A 22,610-nucleotide genomic window follows, 5' to 3' on the forward strand; every position below is an offset into this window, starting at 1 on the left:
TCTGTGGGCAACTGGCCTCTCCATAGGTTTATGGATGGTTAAATTGCTCCGACAGGACCAGAGTAAACGTTATGAAGACGTTATCGATCGATGTCCGGCGGGCCGAACCGCATGACGCCCGAGCCATTTCGGAGGCGCACCGCCTATCGTGGCAACACACCTACGAGGGCATCATTCCCCATCGCGCCCTGAGGCAGATGATCGAACGGCGCGGCGAAAATTGGTGGCGTAAGGCGACTCGCGGTCCTGCGACGCTTCTCGTGGTCGATGTAGCGGGAACGGTAGCCGGCTATGCAACGCTGGGACTCAATCGCGCCAGGGCGCTGCCGCAGGAAGGCGAGATCTACGAGCTCTATCTGCGCCCCGAATATCAGGGCATTGGTCTGGGACGTCTTCTTTTCGGTGAAGCCCGGCGCCTGCTGAAGTCGCTTGGCTGCAACGGCCTCGTCGTCTGGTGCCTGGAGGAAAATGAACAAGGCGACCGGTTCTATCGCGGCAATGGCGGCATAGATTTCTGCGAGGGCATCGAGACCTTCGACGGAAAACAGCTCAAGAAGATCGGTTTCGTCTGGGCCTGATGTCGACGTCGCCGACGAGCCTTACCACCCCTCGGCTGCATTTCCCGATGCTTTCGTCGGAAACCATTTTTGCGTCCGATTGACACGAAAAATCCGTTTTCACGCTGCTATTAAGCATCGCCGCAGAGCCTTGTTGCGTTGCGGAATAAATCTGATTATCTCGCTTCAGAATTTCACACCAGTTGGGGGTCCCCTATGCGTATCGACGCCGTTTCCATTGGCAAAAACCCACCGGAAGATGTCAACGTTATCGTTGAAGTTCCGGTCGGCGGTCATCCGATCAAGTACGAGATGGACAAGGAGGCGGGCACTCTGGTCGTCGACCGATTCCTCTATACGCCGATGACCTATCCAGGCAATTACGGCTTCGTTCCCCATACGCTTTCCGATGACGGTGACCCGATCGACGTCCTGATTGCCAGCACCCGTCCGCTGGTTCCGGGCTGCGTCATCAACGTCCGCCCCATCGGCGTCCTGATGATGGAAGACAACTCCGGCCAGGACGAGAAGATCATTGCCGTTCCGTCGCCGCACCTCACCCTTCGTTACGAAAAGGTGAAGGAATATACCGATCTGCCGGAAATCACCCTGAAGCAGATCGAGCACTTCTTCGAGCATTACAAGGATCTGGAACCCGGCAAATGGGTGAAGATTTTCGGCTGGAGGGGGGCCAAGGAAGCCGGCGACCTTATCCGTGATGCCATTGAACGCGCCAAGGCAAAGAAGGCCTAGGCTCCGCTTAAAGCTTCGAGCCTCTTTGAAATATCCTCCGGATCGCCATCGATCCGGAGGATTTTTTTGCGCGCCGTTTCGCCGGAAATCAGGCTGACGGAGGATTTGGCGACACTGAGCGACTTTGCCACGAGCGCGACGAGCGCCTTGTTTGCCTTGCCCTTTTCGGGTACCGCCGTCACCCTTGCCTTGAGATAGACTTCACCATCAGCGCCGCTTTCGACGCCATCGAAAGCGTCCCGTCCACCGTTCGGCGTCAGGCGCATGGAAAGCCGGACATGGTCATCGAAAGCCTGCCAGGGCCGGTTCACACGACCGCCGGATAGATCGTGTTCCACATCAACGAACGCACGAAAAAGATGATCAGCAGCAGGATGACCGGGGAAATGTCGATGCCTCCCAGGTTCGGCAGAAGCCGGCGGATGGGACGCAAGGCCGGCTCCGTCACATTGTAAAGAAACATGCCGACCGAATTGACGAACTGGTTGCTCGAATTAATGACATTGAAAGCATAGAGCCAGGAAAAAATGGCGCTGATAATCAACACCCAGGTATAAAGATTCAAAGCCAGATCAATGGTTTGAAATAGCGCGAGCATGGTCGTCTCCATTTCGTTGTTGACAGACATGTAGACATTGACGACTAAACGGGCAAGTGCTGTCCCGGGCGGCACGGCAATTCATGCTTAACAGGCGTCCGCGGCGCATAAAAGCCGTCTGTTTTCTCGGAAAGTTTGATTATGTCATTACACGCCGCCGGGGATCGTTTTGCAGCGTTCCGGCATGTTTCCTATCTGCTATTCTTTTTGGCGCGTATCCTCCTGTCCTTTTCGATCCAGATCGTCAGTGTTTCGGTCGGCTGGCAGATGTACGATCATACCGGCCGCGCCATCTATCTCGGCCTGATCGGCCTGGTTCAGTTTCTTCCATCCCTTCTGCTTATTCTTGTCACCGGGTCGGTAGCCGATCACTACAATCGCCGCGCAATAGCAGCTATCTGCACTCTGGTCAGTGCACTTTGTTCGGCAGCGCTGTTGATCCTGACGATGACGGGAAGTTTTTCCCCGCTACCGGTTTTTGCCATCCTGCTGGTGTTCGGCATCGAACGAGCCTTCATGGCGCCGGCGATCCAGTCGCTCGCCCCTAACCTCGTGCCGGCCAAGGACCTTTCCAACGCGGTCGCCTGGAATTCGTCCTCCTGGCAGATCGCTGCGATCCTCGGCCCGGTCGCCGGCGGGCTGCTCTACGGCGTCGGGGCCTCCGTCGCCTATGCCGTTGCCGTCGTCTTCGCCGGCATCGGCGCCATACTGCTCTTCATGATCCCGAAGCCGGCGCAGCGCATGTCGGACCAGACGAAAAGCTGGGCTTCCATCCTCGCCGGTTTCCGCTTCATCGCCTCGGAAAAGGTCGTCCTTGGGGCGATCTCGCTCGATCTTTTCGCCGTGCTGCTTGGCGGTGCGACAGCGCTCATGCCGATTTTCGCACGAGATATTCTCACTCTCGGTCCCTGGGGTCTCGGCCTGTTGCGCGCCGCACCCGGGGTCGGTGCCATCGTCATGGCCGTGCTGCTCGCCACCTATCCCCTCAAGCATCGGGCGGGCATCTACATGTTTCTCGGCGTTGCCATGTTCGGTATCGCAACCGTTCTCTTCGGCCTGTCGCAGACCGCCTGGCTGTCGATCGCCGCACTCGCCGTCATGGGCGCTTCCGACATGGTTTCCGTCTATGTGCGTGAGACGCTGATCGCGCTCTGGACGCCGGACGAGGTGCGCGGCCGCGTGAACGCGGTCAACATGGTCTTCGTCGGCGCTTCGAATGAGCTCGGGGAGTTCCGTGCCGGATCCATGGCCTCCGTTTTCGGCGCCGTGCCTGCGGTCATCATCGGCGGCATCGGCACGCTCGCGGTCTCGATCATCTGGGCAAGCGGCTTTCCGCAGCTGCGCAAGATCGACAGTCTCGACGCGCCTACGCGTGCTGAACGTTAGCGAGCACCATTTCGGTTTTCCGCCGAGCGGTCTGCTGGTCTTCGAAGACGATATCCAGGAATTCGGTCAACCAAGCCCGCAACGGCGCGTCGAACAGCATGCGCCCTTCGAGATGCTCGCGTCCCTGCTGCGCGTTTGGCAGGATGAAACGGTGAGCGCCATGCACGACCCAGCGATGCATCATTACGCGCGTGAGTTCGGCATGGAATTGCAGCCCCCAGGCATTCTGGCCGTAACGGAAGGCCTGGTTCGGATAGGTGTCACCCTCTGCCAGCAGCTCGGCACCATGCGGCAGATCGAAACCTTCCCGGTGAAAATGATAGACCATGCGCGGCCAAGGATGCATGAGCAGCCGGCCCCTTTCGGTAGCGTGCAGCGGATACCAGCCGATCTCGGTGAGCCCGTCCTTGTGTGCCTGCACCTTGCAGCCGAGATGACGCGCGAGCATTTGCGCACCCAGGCAGATTCCGAGAAAAGGGCGGTTCTCCTTCAGGGGCACGTCCAGCCAATCTATCTCCGCTTTTACGAAGTCTTCCGGATCGTTCGCGCTCATCGGCCCGCCAAAAATCACGGCGCCGGCGTGATCTTTAAGTGTAACCGGCAGCCTCTCACCGAGCACCGGCCGGCGGATGTCCAGGCGATGGCCCTTCTCCAAAAGCAGCTGTCCGACACGGCCAGGACTGGAGTGTTCCTGGTGGAGCACAATGAGAACGGGACGTTTCTCCGAAGAGGGAAGCTTAGTCAGCATCGTCTTGTTTCACTTTCACATCGATCACGCGCGCGGCAGCCTCCTGCCGTTTCATGATCCGCTCACGAGCCGAGACCCCAAGCAGGTCGGCAATCCGCCAGATCACATGATCTTCCATTTCGCTGCGTTCGCCATCGGCGTAGACGATGTCCCAGAGGATGCCGATCAGTTCGAGCCGTTGCTCATTGTCGAGATGACGCTTTAGATCGGATGTGAAACGGAAATAATCAACCGCCGCACTTTCCGCCTCCTGTCCGGCGGCGATCAGGGCGTCGAGCTGCCTGCCGTCCAGCGCATACTGCTCCTTCAGCAGCTTCCGCAGCCGTTTCTTTTCACTGTCCTGTATCTTGCCATCGGCCTCCATCACCTGCATGCAGAGCGCCGCGACCGCGATCCGCGGATCATCCGGAGCAAAGCCTGATCTAGGGCGGTCGGCCGTGAGATTTTGAAAGAAGGCCTGGAAGCGTTCAAACATAAGTATTTGTTTCCATTTCAGAAAAGGCGAAGCCGTGTCTTGGGTTCCGGCTCGCTCTGTGTGTCGCGAACTCCGGGATCGTCCGGAAGTCCGCCGAAGAAGGGCCGCGGCTCACGGTCCGCGGAATTGTCGGTTTTGGGTGGAGCAGCCGTCTCCTTGGCCGGGACAGGATGCGCCGCCTCTGCAATGGTCGCAGCCCGCTCGAGCTCGATGATCCGGTGATCATTTGCCGGGCTTTCTGACCTCGCCTCGCGTATCGGAGGAAGGGTTTTCAGCGCCGTGTCGATGGAAGCGGCTGAAGCCTCCTCCACAGGACCTTCGAGCTGACCAAATGGCGCTTTCCACTCGAAGGCGTCGAGCCGGCCGGTCACGGGCGATGCAGGCAACCATCTATCGGATACGAAGCCATCTGCGACCCAGGCCGGATCGCGTGGCGCCTTCACCGCCTGCGCGAGCCAGTGCCGGACGCGACCCTGGTCGCCGGTTTCGGCTTCCTCGATATCGGCAAGCAGCAGGAAGATCCCTTCCCGGGGCTCCATGCGGGCTGCGGCTTCCGCCTTCCTACGTGCCTTGGCGAAGTCTTGCGCATCGAGCGCAGCCTGGGCGACGACAATAAGCGATTCGACATTGTTGGGCTTCAGAGCCGCAAGGCGCTCCGCCCGCTTCAGCCGGTCGAGTGCCGAATCGCCACTGCGAGCGCGGACATAGGTCTGACCGATCTCCGGATGCGGTTCGATTTTCCAGACCTGCTCCAGGATGGTCGCAGCCTTGCGGATCTTGTCCTCGCGAAACAGCGCCTTTGCGGCGATCAGGGCAGCCGGTACGAAATCGGCGGAAAGTTTCAGCGCTGCCAGCGCATCGTCGCGAGCACCGGCCGGGTCGGCTTCCAGCTTGCCTTCGGCGCGTGCGGTCAACAGGACGGCCCGCAGCCGGCCCGCTTCCTCCTTTTCGACCACGCGCGCCACCTTCTGCTGGTCGAGGAGCCGGATGGCATCGTCCCATCTGCCGGCCTGACAGCGATATTCCAGCGTGGCCTGCGCTGCCCAGGGAAGGTAGGGTGCGTTGTCGGCTGCCTTTTCCGCATATTGGCGTGCTGCCTCGTTGGCGCCAAGCCGCTTGGCCTCGAGATAAAGACCACGCAACCCGAGTTCGCGTGTCTCCGGATCGTTTGCCATCTGCTCGAACTTCGCGCGCGCTTCATCATTCCTGCCTTCGATCAGCGCTGCCTGGACTTCTAGGAGATGAATGAGAGGCTCCTGGTCGACGCTGATGAGCCCGCGGGTTCTCGCAGCCATCTTTCTTGCCAGAACAGCATTGCCAGCACCAGCGGCGATCAGGCCTGTCGAAAGCGCCTGATATCCCCGATCCCGCTTGCGCGCACGAAAATAGCGCGTCACGGAATGCGGTGAGGTCCAGACAAGGCGAATGAGCCACCAAAGCACCATCACGACGGCGATGAGCGCGATCAGGGCGCTTGCCGCGACGATCAGCTTGGTTTCGTAAAGCCGCCCTTCCCAGATAAGCGAGAGGTCGCCCGGACGATCCGCCAACCATGAAAATCCGTAGCCGAGGATGAGGACAAGAAGCGCAAAGATAACGAGTTTGATCATATCCGCTTCGGTTCCTCAGCCCTGCCTGCCCGCACCGGCAACGGCCTTCGACAGCGCGCCGCCAACCAGATCCTCGACACGAATGCGCGCCTCCAGCGATTGCTTGAAGGCCGCCGATGCCGCCTTGCCGGCTTCCGGCAGATCATTCCACTCTGCAGCCGCTCCCTGGAGATCGCCATTCTTCACCTTGTCTTCCATGCGTGCGGCGATCGCCTCGACGCTGTCGCCTTCGATGTTGCCGACCGGCCGCACCTTCACGAGCGATTGCGCACTCGCCATCAGCCGTTCGGTCCAGCCCTGGTTTGGATCGGGCTGATTTGCGGCTTCGACGATGGCCGTCGCGACATCAGTCGACTGACGGATGAGATCGGCGCGCGACTGCACGCCCGTCGCCGCAAAGCTCCTGAGATCGGCGACCGTCGGATCATCTGGCGCGACGCCGGCAAAGGTGTCGAGCTCGGCCAGAAACGGCCCGCCACGATCGATCGCGGCCTTCAGCGCCGCAGCGGCAATAGCCTTGGCGACGGCGACATCTTCCCGCGGCTCATCGAGCTTCCTTTCGGCCTCCTCCAAGCGCTTGCTGATATCCGCGCCGACGGATGCCTGGTCCTGGCTGGTCTGAGTGACGCTTGCGCGGAGCTGTTCGATCTGGCTGCTCAGATCGGCGATCTTCCGGTTCAGCGCGTCTATCGCAGCAGGATCGGCAGGCGCACTGCCGTCACCGCCCTTCGGAGCGGCTTCGAGCGCGGCGATACGGGCCTCGAGCGCTTCTGTATTCTGATTTGTCGAACTTTGCTCGGCTGGGGCGGCGGCCAGACTTGCAATCTCCTGCTTCAGGCCTTCGATATCGCCAGCCAAGGCTGCGACCTCGTCGTTTTCCGTTTGCGGCTCAGTGGAGGAAGGAAGGAGACCCGCATATTGCATGCTACCGGCACCTGCGAGCGCGACGAGCCCGCCAAAAATCCCGGCGGCAATTAGGCCAGAAATATTTGCCGTCTTTTGAACCGGCCTTTCTTCCCGAGGAGGAGATGGGGATTCGTGTTCACTTTGTGGTGAATCGCCCTGAGCATCGGTCGCCCGCTCGCTCTCATTCTCTGTCAAGGGCTCGCTTTCCGCATCGAAGGGAACCTCGACTTCCGTTGCAGAGGTGGTTCCAGGATCGCTCGGATTCTGCTCCATCAACTTTTCAGGATCGGCAGCCGGAACAGGCTCATTCGCTTCCAGGTCAAGCGTGACCGGCTCATCGTTGTTCTTCGAATGGCGCGGCGAATTTCCCGATACCATATTGTCCTCGTTTTCCTGCACTGCAACGAAACTAGTCAGTGATGCACACTAAGGAAAGAGGTTAGATAAAATTTGGGCAGTCACGCCCCGTCAAGGAGCGTCAGAAGACTGTCCTCTTCCGGCACCGAGGCGACAGCGACATTCTGGCGATAGTCGGAAGGTACCAAGTCCGCAATCGCCGGGCTGAGGCAAAGAATACGTAGGTTCTTCAACAGGTCCGGACCGGCCCGGACGTTCGCAAGCCGGAAGAATTGCTCTGCGGTCCGACGGGAATAAAGCAGAACTGCCTGCGGCCGCTTTTCGCTAAAAAGTTGAGGGAGAAAACCGGCCTCATGCTGTATCTCGGCCATATGATAGCATTCGATGACGTGGAATGGGATATCGAGCTCTCGTAGCCTCGTCTCGAAACCAGCAGCCCTCGGCATGCCAGCAAGATAAAGAACAGCGTCGCTGCTGACGCTATCGAAATGCCCGGCAACAAGATCAGCCAGATCGACGCCGCTCCCTTCCGAGACGTGAATTGTGGTAAATCCGGTCTTCCTTGCTTTTTCCGCTGTCGCCTTGCCGACTGCAAAAACCGGCTTCGTCAGATGCGGCGTCAGGAACGGCCCAAGTTCCGCTATCGCGCGAACCGCTTCCGCGCTGGTGATGGCGATCGGTCCGGCATGAATGGAGAGCGCATCCTTCGCCGCCTGAGCCGTGTGCATCGGCCGAGAAAGGGGGACGCCAATAGGCTCATGGCCCATCTCTGACAGGCGCTGCGCTGTGCGCTCGCCCGAATGTTCCGGACGCGTCACTATCACGCGCATCGCTTCTCAGCTCCAGTCCTCGAAGAAGCCGCTGCCTGCCTTTTTTCTTACGTCCGTGCCCGCCAGATGACCGAGCGCGGCTGCGTCCCCGCGGTTTCCATCGATCGTTACCCCGTGTTCGCGGCTGCCGTCGGGCGTCACGATTAGGCCGGAAAAGCGGATTCGATCGCCTTCGCAGATTGCATAGCCCGCTATCGGCGTGCGGCAGGAGCCATCCAGCGCCGCGAGAAAGGCGCGCTCGCAGGAAACGGCATCGAATGTCACCGGATCGTTGATGGCGGCCAGGAGATCGTCGACCCGGGCATCGCCGATCCGGCTCTCCAGGCAGATGGCGCCCTGCGCCGGGGCCGGTGGAAAGTCTTCAGGTTCGAGAAGCTCGGTGATCACGCTCACTTTTCCGAGCCGCTTCAGCCCAGCGAGGGCCAGCAATGTCGCGTCGACCTGGCCTTCCTGGAGCTTGCGCAGCCGCGTGTCGACCTGGCCTCGAAAGGTGATAACACTGATGTCGGGCCGCAAACGGCGGATCAACGCCTGCCGACGTAGCGACGCGGAGCCGACCGTCGCGCCATGGGGCAGTTCGATGAGCTTGGGGGCGGTACGTCCGATGAAGGCGTCGCGAATATCCTCGCGCGGCAGATAGGCGGAAAGATAGAGCCCCTCCGGAAGAATTGTCGGCATGTCCTTGGCCGAATGCACGGCAAAATCCAGCTCGCCGGCAACCAGCTTCGATTCCAGCTCTTCCGTAAAGAGGCCTTTTCCGCCGATTTCGGATAGCGACCGATCGGTAATGCGATCGCCGCGCGTCGTCAGCACGACGATCTCGAACATTTCCTCCGGCAGACCGTGGGCGGCCATCAGGCGGTCGCGTGCCTCATGGGCCTGCGCAAGCGCAAGCGGACTGCCGCGCGTGCCGATCCGGAAAGGTTTTGTTTGCATCCGCTTTATTCCGTTGTTACCGACTGTCCTCGTAAACGGGTTTAAGTTTCATCGCAATCAACGAACGGGTTTCATGGCATCCTTTCTTCGCATCCTCGGCATCGAAACAAGCTGCGACGAGACCGCCGCGGCAGTGGTCGAGCGCCTGGAGGACGGCAGCCCGAACGTGCTTTCCGACGTCGTGTTGAGCCAGCTCGACGAACATAGCGCCTATGGCGGCGTGGTGCCCGAGATTGCGGCGCGCGCCCATGTCGAGGCGCTCGACACGCTCATCGAGGAAGCCCTCCAACGTGCCAATATATCACTTTCCGAGATCGATGCGATCGCTGCGACATCTGGTCCGGGTCTGATCGGCGGATTGCTCGTCGGCCTGATGACCGGCAAGGCGATCGCAAGGGCCGCCGGCAAGCCGCTTTACGCCATCAACCATCTGGAAGGCCATGCGCTGACGGCGCGACTGACGGACGGGCTTTCCTTTCCCTATCTGATGCTGCTCGTTTCCGGCGGCCACACGCAACTGATCCTGGTGCGCGGCATCGGCAGCTATGAACGCTGGGGCACCACGATCGACGACGCGCTGGGCGAGGCCTTCGACAAAACGGCGAAGCTGCTGGGTCTGCCCTATCCGGGCGGGCCGGCAGTCGAAGACGCCGCCAGGACTGGAAATCCCGACCGTTTCGATTTCCCCAGGCCACTGGTCGGCGAAGCGCGACTGGACTTTTCCTTCTCCGGATTGAAGACGGCGGTGCGACAAGCGGCAACCGAGATCGCGCCGCTGACGGATCAGGATGTATCTGACATCTGCGCCTCGTTTCAAAGGGCGGTTTCCCGTACGTTAAAGGATCGGATCGGACGTGGATTGCAGCGCTTCAAGACAGAATTTCCAAAGATCGAGGGCAAGCCTGCGCTGGTGGTTGCAGGCGGTGTTGCGGCCAATCTGGAGCTTCGCCAGACGCTGCAGGAGCTCTGCGATAAGCACGGTTTCCGCTTCATCGCGCCACCCCTGCGGCTTTGCACGGACAATGCAGTGATGATCGCATGGGCCGGACTGGAGCGGATGGCGACCGGCGCGGCACCCGATGATCTCGATGTGCACCCGCGGTCACGCTGGCCGCTGGATTCGAATGCGGAAACAAAGCTCGGACACGGCAAGAGAGGAGCGAAGGCATGAGCGCAAGAGCGCGCATTGCGATCATCGGTTCCGGCGCTTTCGGAACGGCGCTTGCCACCGTCCTCGCGCTTGATGGAAAAAGCGACGTGACGCTGATTGGCCGCAACCCATCGCTTATCGCCGATCTCAGGACCGAACGCCTGCACGATGCGGTGCTGCCCGGGATCCAACTGCCGGATTCGCTGGAATTTTCCGCCGAGCCCGATGCGGTCGCCGGCGCGACGATCGTCCTTTTTGCGATGCCGTCGCAGGCGCAGTCGGATGCCGCCCGCAATTACGGTCCCTACATTTCCAAGAACGCGGTCATTGTCACCTGCGCCAAGGGCATCGACCGGAGCTCGGGCGATCTGCTGACCGACGTGCTGGAGCGTGAACTGCCGGATCACGAAGTCGCGGTTCTTTCCGGCCCTGGATTTGCGCGCGATATCGCAAAAGGCCTGCCGACGGCGATGGCGGTCGCTGCTGTCGATTTGACGACGGCGGAGCGTCTGGCACAGGTCCTTTCCTGCCGCACCTTCCGCCTTTACGCGTCTTCCGATCGCATCGGCGTGCAGCTCGGCGGCGCGTTGAAGAACGTCCTGGCAATCGCCTGCGGCATTGTCGAAGGCAGCGGCATCGGCGATTCGGCGCGCGCGGCCCTCATCAGCCGCGGTCTTGCGGAAATGTCGCGGCTCGTTGCTGCCAAAGGCGGGCAAGCCGATACGGTGCGCGGGCTTTCCGGCCTCGGCGATCTCGTGCTGACGGGAACCAGCCACCAGTCGCGCAATCTGCGGTTCGGGATCGCGCTCGGTCGCGGCGAGGCTTTGAACCAGACCGATGGAATGTTGGTCGAAGGTGCGCACGCCGCCTCCGTTGCTTCGCGACTCGCCCGGGAGCTTGGCGTCAGCATGCCGATCACCGACGCCGTTTCCGCCATCATCGAGGGGGCGCTCGATATCCCGACCGCCATCGAGCAATTGATGACGCGGCCGATTACCACCGAATGAATGGTTGATGGATTTGAAAAGGAGAACTGACGATGCTTTTTGCCTTTCTCTGCAAGGATAAGCCCGGTCATCTGAACGTGCGCATGGAGACGCGCCCGGCCCATGTCGAACACCTCAACAGGCTCGACACGGAAGGTACGCTAAAAATGGCCGGCCCGTTCCTTGACGCCGAAGGCAAGCCCTCCGGCAGCCTCGTCGTCGTCAGCGCCGAAAATCTCGAGGCAGCCAGAGCGATCGCCGATTCCGATCCCTATGCGAAGGCCGGCCTTTTCGAGAGCGTCGACGTCAAACCGTTCAACTGGACCTTCAAGAATCCTGAGGCGTGATCGATGGCACATTGGCTTTACAAATCCGAACCCTCTTCCTGGTCATGGCAAAACCAGAAGGATGCGGGTGAAAAGGGAACGGAGTGGACCGGCGTCCGCAACTATCTGGCCCGCAACAACATGCGAGCCATGAAGATCGGCGACAAGGGCTTCTTCTATCACTCCAATGAAGGTCTGGATATCGTCGGCATCGTCGAAGTCTGTGCCCTGTCGCATCCGGATTCGACGGCGAAGGGTGACGACCGCTGGGACTGCGTCGATATTCGCGCCGTGCGCGACATGCCGAAGCCGGTGTCTTTGAAGGATATCAAGGCCAATCCGAAGCTCGCGCAGATGTCGCTGGTCACGTCCATGCGCCTTTCCGTCCAGCCGGTGACCGACGAGGAATATCTCGAAGTCTGCCGAATGGGCGAACTCGACAATCCGCCGCGCTGAGACAGATGATGTGAAAACGGCTCCGGACATCTTCATTCGTGCCAATACCAGCATCATGGCACCGCCGCATGTGCCGGAAATTCGCCTGCATCTGGCGAGCGAAGCGCATGAGCTTTGGCTGAAGACGGAGGAAGAGCTGGAGGAGATCGGCCTGCCGCCGCCCTTCTGGGCCTTCGCCTGGGCGGGGGGGCAGGGGCTTGCCCGCTATGTCCTCGACCATCCCGAGACGGTCGCGGGAAAACGGATCCTCGATTTCGCCAGCGGCTCGGGTCTTGTAGCGATCGCGGCATGCCTCGCGGGAGCCGCCGAGGTTCTTGCGGCGGACATCGATCCCTGGGCGCAGACGGCGATACGGCTTAATGCCGCCGAAAACGATGTTTCGATATCCTTCTTCGGCGAAGATCTCGTCGGCCAGCCGATTGAGGCCGATGTCCTTCTTGCCGGCGACGTCTTCTATGATCGTGATTTCGCCGGACGCCTCATACCCTGGTTCCGGAACCTTGCGGCAGAGGGACGCTTGATCCTGGTCGGCGATCCCGGCCGCGCCTATTGTCCGAAAGAGCATCTAGAATTTCGCCAGACCTATGCAGTCCCCGTCACGCGGGCGCTCGAGGACAGCGATGTCAAGAAGACGACGGTATGGGAATTCAACTGCATGGTTCCTTAAATCGAATTCGATTTAAGGACAAAACCATGCAGCAATCAAAGTGTTACAGCGACCTTTGTGCGTCTTGTAAGACGCACGGCGCTGTAATGCGGTTACGGACGGATGACGCAGACGCCCGCTTCGTAGGAGCAGGGATTGCGATGTCTCGAAACGTCAATCACCTTCGCTTTCGGTGCGAGATTTTGGCGAGCGGTGCCGGGATAACTGAAATATCCGTCCGCGACGACATAGGTTCCCCCGTCGGCGGTAAAAGCATAGCCGGAGCCCGCATAGCTGCCCCCGAGATCGCTGCCGTAAGACGGGTTCACGACGAAGACCGTACCGGTGCGCACTCCGGAAGAATAGCTATTGGCCGAGGCCATCCGGGGCAAATGCCGTGGACGTTGGAAGCGATCGTGCCGACCGAAGCGCAGAACAGTTCCGTCCGCAAAACGTGTGATACGACTCGGTCGGAAATCATGTCGACGATCGAAGAGACTGATCGAATGATGCCGCTGAATGCCGCCGTGATGGCGGAGAGGCCGATGGCCGCCGCGGAAATCGTCCGCCATGGCAGGGAAGGCAATCAACGGCGAAAGGACAAGCGCAACTGCCTTCGACAAACGCAGAACCATAGCGACAGCTCCTGAATATCCGACCGTTAAGAGAACGTTAACGACAGATTGCGACAAACCCTGCGCAATGTCCACTTTGTGTTGGGAACGGGCGGTAAAATGGAGTGAATTCCACTTCTTATTGCCCCGCAGCAAAGCTCTTGGTAACCCGAATCGATTAAATTCGAGGCGGACAGCAATAGTGCTTGTCGTACCGCATTTCCGTGATTAAACGTCGCCAATGACGCAACGCACATAAAATCTTGTCATTCGTGTGTTGCCTGGCAATGCCTCGAAGCTCGAGGCTCATATGAAGACGCCGTGAGGTTCTGATGGCGAATGTGACAAATAATCGGCCCCTGTCGCCGCATCTGCAGATTTACAAGCCTATTCCCACCATGGTCATGTCGATTGTTCACCGCATTACCGGCGGTGCGCTTTATTTCGGCACGATCCTCGTCGCCTGGTGGCTTATTGCCGCCGCGACCGGCCAGGCCTATTTCGACTGGGTCAACGGGATTTTCGGCAGCATCATCGGCAGGCTCGTCCTGCTCGGCTACACCTGGGCGCTGCTTCACCATATGCTCGGCGGCTTTCGCCACCTCATGTGGGATCTTGGCCACGGTTTCGAAAAGGAATTTTCCACGAAGCTCGCCATCGCCAACATCATCGGATCGCTCTGTCTGACCGTTCTGGTCTGGGTGATCGCTTTCATCATCCGCTTCTGAGGGGTACTCTCATGGACATGCGCACTCCTTTGGGTCGGGTACGCGGGCTCGGCTCTGCAAAGGAAGGCACCGACCACTTCTGGCGCCAGCGGCTGACAGCTGTTGCCAACGTTCCGCTCATCCTCTTCTTCGTCATCTTCGTGATGATTTATGCCGGCGCGCCCTATGCTGACGTTGTGCATGCGCTCTCCAATCCCTTCGTTGCCGTTGTCATGGGCCTGATGGTCACTTCCGCCCTCGTTCACATGAGGCTCGGCATGCAGGCCATCATCGAGGACTATGTCCACGGAGAAGCCGCCAAGATCGTTCTTCTGATGCTCAACACGTTTTTCGCGATTTTCGTTGCTGGGCTCTGTCTCTTCGCCGTTCTGAAAATCGCGTTCGTGGGATAATTGCATCATGGCATCGATCAGCTCACCCGCTCAGAATGGGAAAGCCTACCAGTATGTCGATCATTCCTATGACGTGATCGTCGTCGGCGCCGGCGGTGCCGGCCTGCGCGCCACGCTTGGAATGGCCGAACAGGGCTTCCGCACCGCCTGCATCACCAAGGTCTTCCCGACCCGCTCCCACACCGTTGCGGCCCAGGGCGGGATTGCCGCCTCGCTGCAGAACATGACGCCGGACAGCTGGCAATGGCACCTCTACGACACCGTCAAGGGTTCCGACTGGCTCGGCGATGTCGACGCCATGCAGTACATGGTGATGGAAGCACCGAAGGCCGTTTACGAACTCGAGCACTACGGCGTGCCCTTCTCGCGCAACGAAGAGGGCAAGATCTACCAGCGGCCGTTCGGCGGCCATATGCAGAATTTCGGCGAAGGTCCGCCGGTGCAGCGCACCTGCGCTGTCGCAGACCGTACCGGCCATGCCATTCTGCATACGCTCTATGGTCAGTCCCTGCGCAACAACGCCGAGTTCTTCGTCGAATATTTCGCGCTCGATCTCATCATGTCGGATGACGGCCGCTGCACCGGCGTCGTCGCCTGGTGCCTGGACGACGGCACCATTCATCGCTTCGCCGCCAAGATGGTCGTGCTGGCGACCGGCGGTTACGGCCGCGCCTATTTCTCCGCAACATCTGCCCATACTTGCACCGGCGACGGCGGCGGCATGATCGCCCGTGCCGGCCTGCCGCTGCAGGACATGGAATTCGTACAGTTCCATCCGACCGGCATTTACGGCTCCGGCTGTCTCATCACGGAAGGTGCGCGCGGCGAAGGCGGCTATCTCGTCAATTCCGAGGGCGAACGCTTCATGGAGCGCTATGCGCCTTCGGCAAAGGATCTTGCCTCGCGCGACGTCGTCTCGCGCTGCATGACCCTGGAAATCCGCGAAGGTCGCGGCGTCGGCAGGAACAAGGACCACATCTTCCTGCATCTCGACCATCTCGATCCGGCGGTCCTGCACGAGCGCCTGCCGGGCATTTCGGAAAGCGCCAAGATCTTCGCGGGCGTCGATGTGACCCGCGAACCGATTCCGGTCCTGCCGACAGTCCACTACAACATGGGCGGCATCCCGACGAACTATTGGGGTGAGGTCCTGAATGCGGATGGCAGCAATCCGGAACGCATCGCGCCCGGCCTGATGGCCGTCGGCGAAGCAGGCTGCGCCTCGGTGCACGGCGCCAATCGTCTGGGCTCCAACTCGCTGATCGACCTGGTCGTGTTCGGTCGTGCCGCGGCCATCCGTGCCGGCGAAGTTATCGACCGTGGCGAGCCGATTCCGGCCCTCAACACGGCGGCCTGCGACAGGATCATGGATCGCTTCGACGGACTGAGAAATGCCAATGGCGGCACGCCGACGGCGGTTCTGCGCGAGAAAATGCAGCGTGCCATGCAGGAAGACGCAGCCGTGTTCCGCACCCAGGAGTCGCTGGAATCGGGATGCCGTCGCCTCTCGGAGATCTGGAAAGAGCTCGGGGATATCAAGGTGACCGACCGCTCGATGATCTGGAACTCCGATCTTGTCGAGACGCTGGAGCTTCAAAACCTGATGGCCAATGCCATCGCGACGGTCTACGGCGCCGAGGCCCGTAAGGAAAGCCGCGGTTCCCATGCCCGCGAGGACTATACCAGCGGTCCGTATGGCGGCCGCGACGATGTCAACTGGCGCAAACATACGCTGGCCTGGGTCAATGAGGCCGGTGAGGTCAAGCTCGACTACCGCCCGGTTCATACGGACCTTCTTGCCGAGGGCATCGATCCCCACAAGATCGAGCCGAAGGCACGCGTCTACTGATTTTGAGAGGAACTGGACATGGTTGAACTCGCTCTCCCCAAGAACTCTCAGATGCGTGAAGGCAAGGTCTGGCCGAAGCCGGCAGGCGCCACGAACACCCGCGAATTCCGCGTCTATCGCTGGAACCCGGATGACGGCCAGAACCCGAGTATCGATACCTTCTATATCGATGTCGACGATTGCGGTCCGATGGTGCTCGACGGTCTTCTCTACATCAAGAACAAGATCGATCCGACACTGACGCTCCGCCGTTCCTGTCGCGAAGGCATCTGCGGCTCCTGCGCCATGAACATCGACGGCACCAATACGCTCGCCTGCACCAAGGGCATGGACGAGATCAGAGGTACCGTGAAGATCTATCCGCTGCCGCACATGCCTGTTGTCAAGGACCTCGTCCCGGATCTCACCAACTTCTATGCCCAGCATCGTTCGATCGAGCCCTGGCTGAAGACGGTTTCGCCGACGCCGGCCAAGGAATGGAAGCAGAGCCATGAAGACCGCCTGAAGCTCGACGGCCTCTACGAGTGCATTCTTTGCGCCTGCTGCTCGACCTCCTGTCCGAGTTACTGGTGGAACGGCGACCGCTATCTCGGCCCGGCCGTCCTCCTGCAGGCCTATCGTTGGCTGATCGATTCCCGCGACGAAGCCACCGGCGAGCGCCTCGACGATCTCGAGGATCCGTTCCGCCTCTATCGCTGCCACACGATCATGAACTGCGCGCAGACATGCCCGAAGGGCCTTAACCCGGCAAAGGCAATCGCCGAGATCAAGAAGATGATGGTCGAACGTCGAGTCTAGGCGCTCGCGTGCAGTTCTCGATCGAATGACACGGTGACTTTGGGACCATCGGGGTCCTGTCCACGACAGCGATGATGATTGCTCCCGCGACCGGATTGGAACGCGATCCTGAGACCTCCGAAAGAGACTGCCGCGCGCGACACGTTGCTGACACCTTTTACCGGCAGTAGTCCAGCGGGGCTGGATTTGGGTCGATCAGGTGTGTCAAGTAGATTTATGTCGTTGCGACTTGATTAACCAAAGCGACATAAGATATTCGGGACTTGTGCAACGACAAATTCCGCGCGGCTAGAGCTGAAATTCAGGAGTGTGATGATGCGGTTACGATATGCGGCGACAGGTGTAGCGATCGTTCTGTCGCTAGCCGGCTGCCAGCGCACGGCATACAACGATTCCCTTTATTCTCCTCCTCCCCTGCAGGCGCAGCCCGTTCCATCGGTGCAGTCTGGACAGCTTGCGGCCCCGTCGGGCGGCTCTCAATTTCCCGCGGCGCCGACGACTGCGACCAATACGGCCGCGGCGCAGTCCCCCGACGCGATGGCTGCCAGTGCCATGGATGTCACCAAGGAATCGATGGTCGGAAGCTGGCGCGTCTCCAACGCCGGTACGACCTGCGACATGTTCCTGACGCTCACCAATCTCGGCAGCGGCTCGCGCGGCGGCACCCGTGGCTGTGTCGGTGAGTTGACGGCGATGGGATCCTGGGAGGTTTCCGGCAAGCAGGTCATATTGAAGGATCGTACCGGCAATCCGATCGGGCGTGTCTACAAGACGGCCGATGCGCGCTTCGACGGCTCGACCAATTCCGGCCAGCCGATCAGTCTCAGCAGGTAAAGACCCGGCGGCCTTGCCGCCTTCACGACATACAGGCAAGTTCCTCCATGCAGCCCATGCCTGACTATACCCTTAGCGTCAGCGAACAGCTGAAGTCGCTTACGGTTTCCGGGTCGCTTCAGGTCGATTCCGCCCAGATGGAGGTTGCCGGTTATCTCGACCGGGTCCTCGCGGATCTCAAGCAGCGACGCCCAGCCGCCAAATCGAGCGCCCTCGGCTGGCTCTTTGCAAACAGGAAGAAGCCGACCGATACGACAAAGGGGCTCTACATCCACGGCAGCGTCGGACGTGGCAAGACGATGCTGATGGACATGTTCTTCGCGCTTGCACCCTGCAAACGCAAGCGGCGGGCCCATTTCCACGAATTCATGGCCGATGTGCACAATCGCATCGCCCGCCACCGGCAAAGGCTGAAGGACGGCGAAACCAAACAGGCCGACCCGGTGCCGCCCGTCGCCGCCGACCTCTTTGCGGAAGCAGAACTGCTCTGCTTCGATGAATTCACGGTGACGGACATCGCCGATGCGATGATCCTGTCACGGCTGTTTTCCGAGCTGTTTTCCAAAGGTTGCGTTCTGGTCGCGACCTCCAATGTCGAGCCCGACAATCTTTATCGCGACGGCCTCAACCGCGGCCTGTTTTTGCCGTTCATCGATCTCCTGAAGCGGCATCTCAACATCGTAACCCTCGATTCGCCGACGGATTACCGGATGGAGAAACTCGACAGCCAGCCGGTCTACCTGACGCCGATTGATAGGCGTACCGACATGGCGATGGATGCCTCCTGGGCGCACGCGCTGCATGGACGAAAGGCGCAACCGATGGATATCGCGATGAAAGGTCGCAAGATCCACGTGCCGCTCGCGGCCGACCGGATGGCGCGCTTTTCCTTTGCGGATCTTTGTGATCAGCCGCTTGGTGCGGCCGATTTCCTGGCGATCGCCGAACGCTTCGATACGATCTTTCTCGATCACATTCCGTTGCTCAGCCCCACCAAGCGGAACCAAACGAAGCGCTTCATCATTTTGGTGGATACGCTTTATGATCAAGGAGTAAGACTTTACGCCACTGCGGCGGCGATGCCCGAAGAGCTCCTCATCGAAAGAAGGGGAACCGAAGGCTTCGAATTCGACAGAACCGTTTCCCGGCTTTTTGAGATGCGCAGTGCCGATTACCTTGCGGCCCATCAGGGCCGGCGCGCGGCAGAATGACATTTTCGTGACGGAAACTCTTACGTTTACGTAAGATTTTTAATATCTAACCGATTGAAATTCCTTGGCTCAAAATAATCAATTGCCATTTCTGGCCTCAGGGTCTATGCGATTGGCTGCATTGGCGTGCGCTTGTTTGCGTTGCCAAGGATTTTGATCGCAAAGGAAACCCGAAATGGCGCGTAACAAGATCGCACTCATTGGTTCTGGTATGATTGGTGGCACGCTGGCACATCTCGCCGGCCTGAAAGAGCTGGGCGACATTGTCCTGTTCGATATTGCGGATGGAATTCCACAGGGCAAAGGTCTCGACATCGCCCAGTCCTCCCCAGTCGAAGGATTTGACGCCAATCTGACCGGTGCCAGCGACTATTCCGCCATCGAAGGCGCCGATGTCTGCATCGTCACCGCCGGTGTGCCGCGCAAGCCGGGCATGAGCCGTGACGACCTTCTTGGCATCAATCTCAAGGTCATGGAACAGGTCGGCGCCGGCATCAAGAAATATGCCCCTGACGCTTTCGTGATCTGCATCACCAACCCGCTCGACGCCATGGTCTGGGCTTTGCAGAAGTTTTCCGGTCTGCCGACCAATAAGGTCGTCGGCATGGCCGGCGTTCTCGACTCTTCGCGCTTCCGCCTTTTCCTTGCCAAGGAATTCAACGTTTCTGTCGAAGACGTCACGGCTTTCGTCCTCGGCGGCCATGGCGACACGATGGTGCCGCTCGCCCGTTACTCGACTGTTGCAGGCATTCCGCTGACCGACCTCATCACCATGGGCTGGGTCACTAAGGAGCGTCTCGAAGAAATCATTCAGCGCACCCGTGATGGCGGCGCCGAGATCGTCGGCCTCCTGAAGACGGGCTCCGCCTTCTACGCACCGGCTGCTTCGGCAATCGCAATGGCCGAATCCTACCTCAAGGACAAGAAGCGCGTTCTGCCCTGCGCGGCCCACCTCTCCGGCCAATACGGCGTCAAGGACATGTATGTCGGCGTTCCGACCGTCATCGGCGCCGGCGGTGTCGAGCGCATCATCGAAATCGACCTCAACAAGGCCGAGAAGGAAGCCTTCGACAAGTCCGTCGGCGCCGTCGCCGGGCTCTGCGAAGCCTGCGTCAACATCGCTCCGGCTCTCAAGTAATTCGTCTCGTCTGCAATAGGATAGACCCATGAACATCCATGAATATCAGGCCAAGGCTCTGCTGAAGAGCTACGGAGCCCCCGTCGCGGACGGCATCGCCATCTTCTCCGCCGACGAAGCCGAGGCTGCGGCAAAGAAGCTTCCTGGGCCCCTCTACGTCGTAAAGAGCCAGATCCATGCCGGCGGCCGCGGCAAGGGCAAGTTCAAGGAACTCGCTCCCGACGCCAAGGGCGGCGTCCGCCTTGCCAAGTCCGTCGCGGACGTCGTTTCCAATGCCAAGGAAATGCTTGGTCACACGCTCGTCACCAAGCAGACGGGTCCGGCCGGCAAGCAGGTCAACCGTCTCTATATCGAGGACGGCGCCGACATCGATCGCGAACTCTATCTCTCGATCCTCGTTGACCGGTCCGTCGGCCAGGTTGCCTTCGTCGTTTCGACGGAAGGCGGCATGGACATCGAGACGGTCGCTCACGATACACCTGAGAAGATCATCACGGTCGCGATCAATCCGGATGCCGGCGTAACGGCTGCAGACATCGCGAAGCTTTCCGACGCTCTGAAGCTCGAAGGCGCGGCACGAGCCGACGCCGACAAGCTCTTCCCGGCCCTCTACAAGGCTTTCGTCGAAAAGGACATGAGCCTGCTCGAGGTCAACCCGCTGATCGTCATGACGAACGGCCATCTGCGCGTTCTCGACGCCAAGGTTTCGTTCGACGGTAACGCGCTCTTCCGCCACGCGGACGTGCAGGCACTGCGCGACACGACCGAGGAAGACGAAAAGGAAATTGCCGCCCACGAGCATGACCTCGCCTATGTCGCCCTCGACGGCAACATCGGCTGCATGGTCAACGGCGCAGGTCTCGCCATGGCGACCATGGACATCATCAAGCTCTACGGAGCCGAGCCGGCGAACTTCCTCGACGTCGGTGGCGGCGCCTCCAAGGAGAAGGTAACCGCGGCCTTCAAGATCATCACCGCCGATCCGGCCGTCCAGGGTATCCTGGTCAACATCTTCGGCGGCATCATGAAATGCGACGTCATCGCCGAAGGCGTGCTCGCAGCCGTCAAGGAAGTCGGCCTCAAGGTTCCGCTTGTCGTCCGCCTCGAAGGCACGAACGTCGAACTCGGCAAGAAGATCATCAACGAGTCCGGCCTCAACGTGATCTCGGCAGACGATCTCGACGACGCAGCCCAGAAGATCGTCAAGGCCGTGAAGGGCTGAGACCGATCATGGCTCCGTCTTCCCAACTCTCGTAACAAAGGCCTCGCATGTCTATTCTCATCAACAAAGACACCAAGGTTCTCGTTCAGGGCCTGACCGGCAAGACCGGCACCTTCCACACCGAGCAGGCGCTCGCCTATCACGGCACAAAGATGGTCGGCGGCATCCATCCTTCCAAGGGCGGCGAAACTTGGACCGGCAAGGGCGGCGAAAAGCTGCCGATCTTCAAATCCGTTGCCGACGGCAAGGACGCGACGGGTGCCAACGCTTCGGTCATCTACGTCCCGCCGGCAGGTGCTGCGGCAGCGATCATCGAAGCCATCGATGCCGAAATCCCGCTGATCGTCTGCATCACGGAAGGCATTCCGGTGGCCGACATGGTCAAGGTGAAGGCCCGCCTCGACAAGTCAAAGTCGCGCCTCATCGGCCCGAACTGCCCCGGCGTGCTGACCCCGAACGAATGCAAGATCGGCATCATGCCGGGCTCCATCTTCAAGAAGGGTTCCGTCGGCGTTCTCTCGCGTTCCGGCACGCTCACCTATGAAGCCGTCTTCCAGACCACCAACGAAGGTCTCGGCCAGACGACGGCCGTCGGCATCGGCGGCGACCCGGTCAAGGGTACGGAATTCATCGATATGCTGGAAATGTTCCTCGCCGACGACGAGACGAAGTCGATCATCATGATCGGCGAAATCGGCGGCTCGGCCGAAGAGGACGCCGCCCAGTTTCTGAAGGACGAAGCCAAGAAGGGCCGCAAGAAGCCGATGGTCGGCTTCATCGCCGGCCGCACGGCACCTCCCGGCCGCACGATGGGCCATGCCGGTGCGGTAATTTCCGGCGGCAAGGGCGGCGCTGAAGACAAGATCGCGGCGATGGAATCGGCGGGCATTCGCGTGTCGCCATCTCCGGCCCGCCTCGGCAAGACCCTGGTTGAAGTCCTTAAGGGCTGAACCAACATAGTACATGCCCGGACGGGAGAACGGCATCTGCGCCTCCCGTCCGGCATTTGATGTTTTGATGCAGATGTGCCGCTGACGGCGGCAGATGTGAATGCGGCAGCCGGATGAAGATGACCGGCAATCTAATCAAAGTCAGGAGGCGGAC

General features: G+C 60.1%; 26 protein-coding genes. 17 read left to right on the plus strand and 9 right to left on the minus strand.

Annotated elements, in window-relative coordinates:
• Window positions 1-71: 71 nt before the first annotated feature.
• On the plus strand, window positions 72-578 hold the full coding sequence (locus AAE029_RS22380) for an N-acetyltransferase family protein (RefSeq protein WP_371075100.1): 507 nt from the start codon (window positions 72-74) through the stop codon (window positions 576-578).
• A gap of 195 nt (window positions 579-773) precedes the next feature.
• Entirely contained in the window at window positions 774-1,310 is a 537-nt protein-coding gene (gene ppa / locus AAE029_RS22385; RefSeq protein WP_371075101.1) for an inorganic diphosphatase, read from the plus strand.
• Here ppa and AAE029_RS22390 read toward each other — a convergent pair.
• Together AAE029_RS22390 and AAE029_RS22395 are read right to left on the minus strand one after the other, a co-directional pair.
• A complete protein-coding gene (locus AAE029_RS22390) occupies window positions 1,307-1,621 on the minus strand; it encodes a DUF167 domain-containing protein (protein WP_371075102.1) in 315 nt (104 codons plus the stop codon). The genes ppa and AAE029_RS22390 overlap by 4 nt on opposite strands.
• Window positions 1,618-1,938: a YggT family protein gene (locus tag AAE029_RS22395; RefSeq protein WP_371075274.1), complete on the minus strand. Its 321-nt coding sequence runs from the start codon at window positions 1,936-1,938 to the stop codon at window positions 1,618-1,620. Before AAE029_RS22395 ends, AAE029_RS22390 begins: the two co-directional genes overlap by 4 nt.
• Before the next feature lie 111 nt (window positions 1,939-2,049).
• On the opposite strand from AAE029_RS22395, the gene AAE029_RS22400 reads away from it, so the two are divergent.
• Complete coding sequence (locus tag AAE029_RS22400) at window positions 2,050-3,294, plus strand: MFS transporter (RefSeq protein WP_371075103.1); 1,245 nt, start codon at window positions 2,050-2,052, stop codon at window positions 3,292-3,294.
• On the opposite strand, the gene AAE029_RS22405 is transcribed toward AAE029_RS22400, so the two are convergent.
• The 6 genes from AAE029_RS22405 to hemC all read right to left on the minus strand — a co-directional run bounded on the left by AAE029_RS22405 (window position 3,275) and on the right by hemC (window position 9,156).
• Window positions 3,275-4,042: a glutamine amidotransferase gene (locus AAE029_RS22405; protein WP_371075104.1), complete on the minus strand. Its 768-nt coding sequence runs from the start codon at window positions 4,040-4,042 to the stop codon at window positions 3,275-3,277. The two genes, AAE029_RS22400 and AAE029_RS22405, sit on opposite strands and share 20 nt — an antisense overlap.
• Entirely contained in the window at window positions 4,032-4,517 is a 486-nt protein-coding gene (locus AAE029_RS22410; protein ID WP_371075105.1) for a TerB family tellurite resistance protein, read from the minus strand. The genes AAE029_RS22405 and AAE029_RS22410 overlap by 11 nt, the downstream gene beginning before the upstream one ends.
• Before the next feature lie 17 nt (window positions 4,518-4,534).
• A complete protein-coding gene (locus tag AAE029_RS22415; RefSeq protein WP_371075106.1) occupies window positions 4,535-6,127 on the minus strand; it encodes a heme biosynthesis protein HemY in 1,593 nt (530 codons plus the stop codon).
• 15 nt (window positions 6,128-6,142) lie between these two features.
• Window positions 6,143-7,411, minus strand: coding sequence for a mitofilin family membrane protein (locus AAE029_RS22420; RefSeq protein ID WP_371075107.1), 1,269 nt, complete (start codon window positions 7,409-7,411; stop codon window positions 6,143-6,145).
• An 80-nt stretch (window positions 7,412-7,491) separates the two neighbouring features.
• Entirely contained in the window at window positions 7,492-8,220 is a 729-nt protein-coding gene (locus AAE029_RS22425; protein WP_371075108.1) for a uroporphyrinogen-III synthase, read from the minus strand.
• Window positions 8,221-8,226: 6 nt separating this feature from the next.
• Window positions 8,227-9,156 carry a hydroxymethylbilane synthase gene (hemC, locus tag AAE029_RS22430; protein ID WP_371075109.1) on the minus strand — a complete coding sequence of 310 codons (930 nt, stop codon included), beginning with the start codon at window positions 9,154-9,156 and terminating at the stop codon, window positions 8,227-8,229.
• A gap of 73 nt (window positions 9,157-9,229) precedes the next feature.
• Between hemC and tsaD the strand changes: the two genes are divergently transcribed.
• From tsaD to AAE029_RS22455, 5 genes are read left to right on the plus strand one after another with little or no spacing between them, the layout of a single operon-like run.
• Window positions 9,230-10,327 (plus strand): tRNA (adenosine(37)-N6)-threonylcarbamoyltransferase complex transferase subunit TsaD, encoded by a 1,098-nt coding sequence (gene tsaD / locus AAE029_RS22435; RefSeq protein WP_371075110.1) that lies wholly within the window; start codon window positions 9,230-9,232, stop codon window positions 10,325-10,327.
• Window positions 10,324-11,313 carry an NAD(P)H-dependent glycerol-3-phosphate dehydrogenase gene (locus AAE029_RS22440; RefSeq protein WP_371075111.1) on the plus strand — a complete coding sequence of 330 codons (990 nt, stop codon included), beginning with the start codon at window positions 10,324-10,326 and terminating at the stop codon, window positions 11,311-11,313. The genes tsaD and AAE029_RS22440 overlap by 4 nt, the downstream gene beginning before the upstream one ends.
• Window positions 11,314-11,345: 32 nt before the next feature.
• Window positions 11,346-11,639, plus strand: coding sequence for a YciI-like protein (locus tag AAE029_RS22445; RefSeq protein WP_371075112.1), 294 nt, complete (start codon window positions 11,346-11,348; stop codon window positions 11,637-11,639).
• A gap of 3 nt (window positions 11,640-11,642) precedes the next feature.
• Window positions 11,643-12,074 (plus strand): EVE domain-containing protein, encoded by a 432-nt coding sequence (locus AAE029_RS22450; protein WP_371075113.1) that lies wholly within the window; start codon window positions 11,643-11,645, stop codon window positions 12,072-12,074.
• Window positions 12,075-12,084: 10 nt separating this feature from the next.
• A complete protein-coding gene (locus tag AAE029_RS22455) occupies window positions 12,085-12,741 on the plus strand; it encodes a methyltransferase (RefSeq protein ID WP_371075114.1) in 657 nt (218 codons plus the stop codon).
• Between the two features lie 92 nt (window positions 12,742-12,833).
• On the opposite strand, the gene AAE029_RS22460 is transcribed toward AAE029_RS22455, so the two are convergent.
• On the minus strand, window positions 12,834-13,355 hold the full coding sequence (locus AAE029_RS22460) for a hypothetical protein (protein ID WP_371075115.1): 522 nt from the start codon (window positions 13,353-13,355) through the stop codon (window positions 12,834-12,836).
• A gap of 311 nt (window positions 13,356-13,666) precedes the next feature.
• On the opposite strand from AAE029_RS22460, the gene sdhC reads away from it, so the two are divergent.
• The 9 genes from sdhC to sucD all read left to right on the plus strand — a co-directional run bounded on the left by sdhC (window position 13,667) and on the right by sucD (window position 22,456).
• The gene (sdhC, locus tag AAE029_RS22465) at window positions 13,667-14,062 is read left to right on the plus strand and encodes a succinate dehydrogenase, cytochrome b556 subunit (protein ID WP_371075116.1); all 396 of its coding nucleotides are present in this window, start codon (window positions 13,667-13,669) and stop codon (window positions 14,060-14,062) included.
• 11 nt (window positions 14,063-14,073) lie between these two features.
• The gene (sdhD, locus tag AAE029_RS22470) at window positions 14,074-14,454 is read left to right on the plus strand and encodes a succinate dehydrogenase, hydrophobic membrane anchor protein (protein ID WP_371075117.1); all 381 of its coding nucleotides are present in this window, start codon (window positions 14,074-14,076) and stop codon (window positions 14,452-14,454) included.
• Between the two features lie 7 nt (window positions 14,455-14,461).
• The gene (sdhA, locus tag AAE029_RS22475; RefSeq protein ID WP_371075118.1) at window positions 14,462-16,303 is read left to right on the plus strand and encodes a succinate dehydrogenase flavoprotein subunit; all 1,842 of its coding nucleotides are present in this window, start codon (window positions 14,462-14,464) and stop codon (window positions 16,301-16,303) included.
• 18 nt (window positions 16,304-16,321) lie between these two features.
• Window positions 16,322-17,101, plus strand: a complete 780-nt coding sequence (locus AAE029_RS22480; protein ID WP_371075119.1) for a succinate dehydrogenase iron-sulfur subunit — start codon at window positions 16,322-16,324, stop codon at window positions 17,099-17,101.
• Between the two features lie 315 nt (window positions 17,102-17,416).
• A complete protein-coding gene (locus AAE029_RS22485; RefSeq protein WP_371075275.1) occupies window positions 17,417-17,935 on the plus strand; it encodes a protease inhibitor Inh/omp19 family protein in 519 nt (172 codons plus the stop codon).
• A gap of 47 nt (window positions 17,936-17,982) precedes the next feature.
• Window positions 17,983-19,146 (plus strand): cell division protein ZapE, encoded by a 1,164-nt coding sequence (gene zapE, locus AAE029_RS22490; RefSeq protein ID WP_371075120.1) that lies wholly within the window; start codon window positions 17,983-17,985, stop codon window positions 19,144-19,146.
• Between the two features lie 175 nt (window positions 19,147-19,321).
• On the plus strand, window positions 19,322-20,284 hold the full coding sequence (mdh, locus tag AAE029_RS22495) for a malate dehydrogenase (protein ID WP_371075121.1): 963 nt from the start codon (window positions 19,322-19,324) through the stop codon (window positions 20,282-20,284).
• A 28-nt stretch (window positions 20,285-20,312) separates the two neighbouring features.
• Window positions 20,313-21,506, plus strand: coding sequence for an ADP-forming succinate--CoA ligase subunit beta (gene sucC, locus AAE029_RS22500; protein WP_371075122.1), 1,194 nt, complete (start codon window positions 20,313-20,315; stop codon window positions 21,504-21,506).
• Window positions 21,507-21,553: 47 nt separating this feature from the next.
• Complete coding sequence (gene sucD / locus AAE029_RS22505; RefSeq protein ID WP_371075123.1) at window positions 21,554-22,456, plus strand: succinate--CoA ligase subunit alpha; 903 nt, start codon at window positions 21,554-21,556, stop codon at window positions 22,454-22,456.
• Window positions 22,457-22,610 lie beyond the last annotated feature (154 nt).

The sequence above is a fragment of the Sinorhizobium sp. CB7 genome (genome assembly GCF_041357635.1).
GTDB lineage: Bacteria > Pseudomonadota > Alphaproteobacteria > Rhizobiales > Rhizobiaceae > Rhizobium.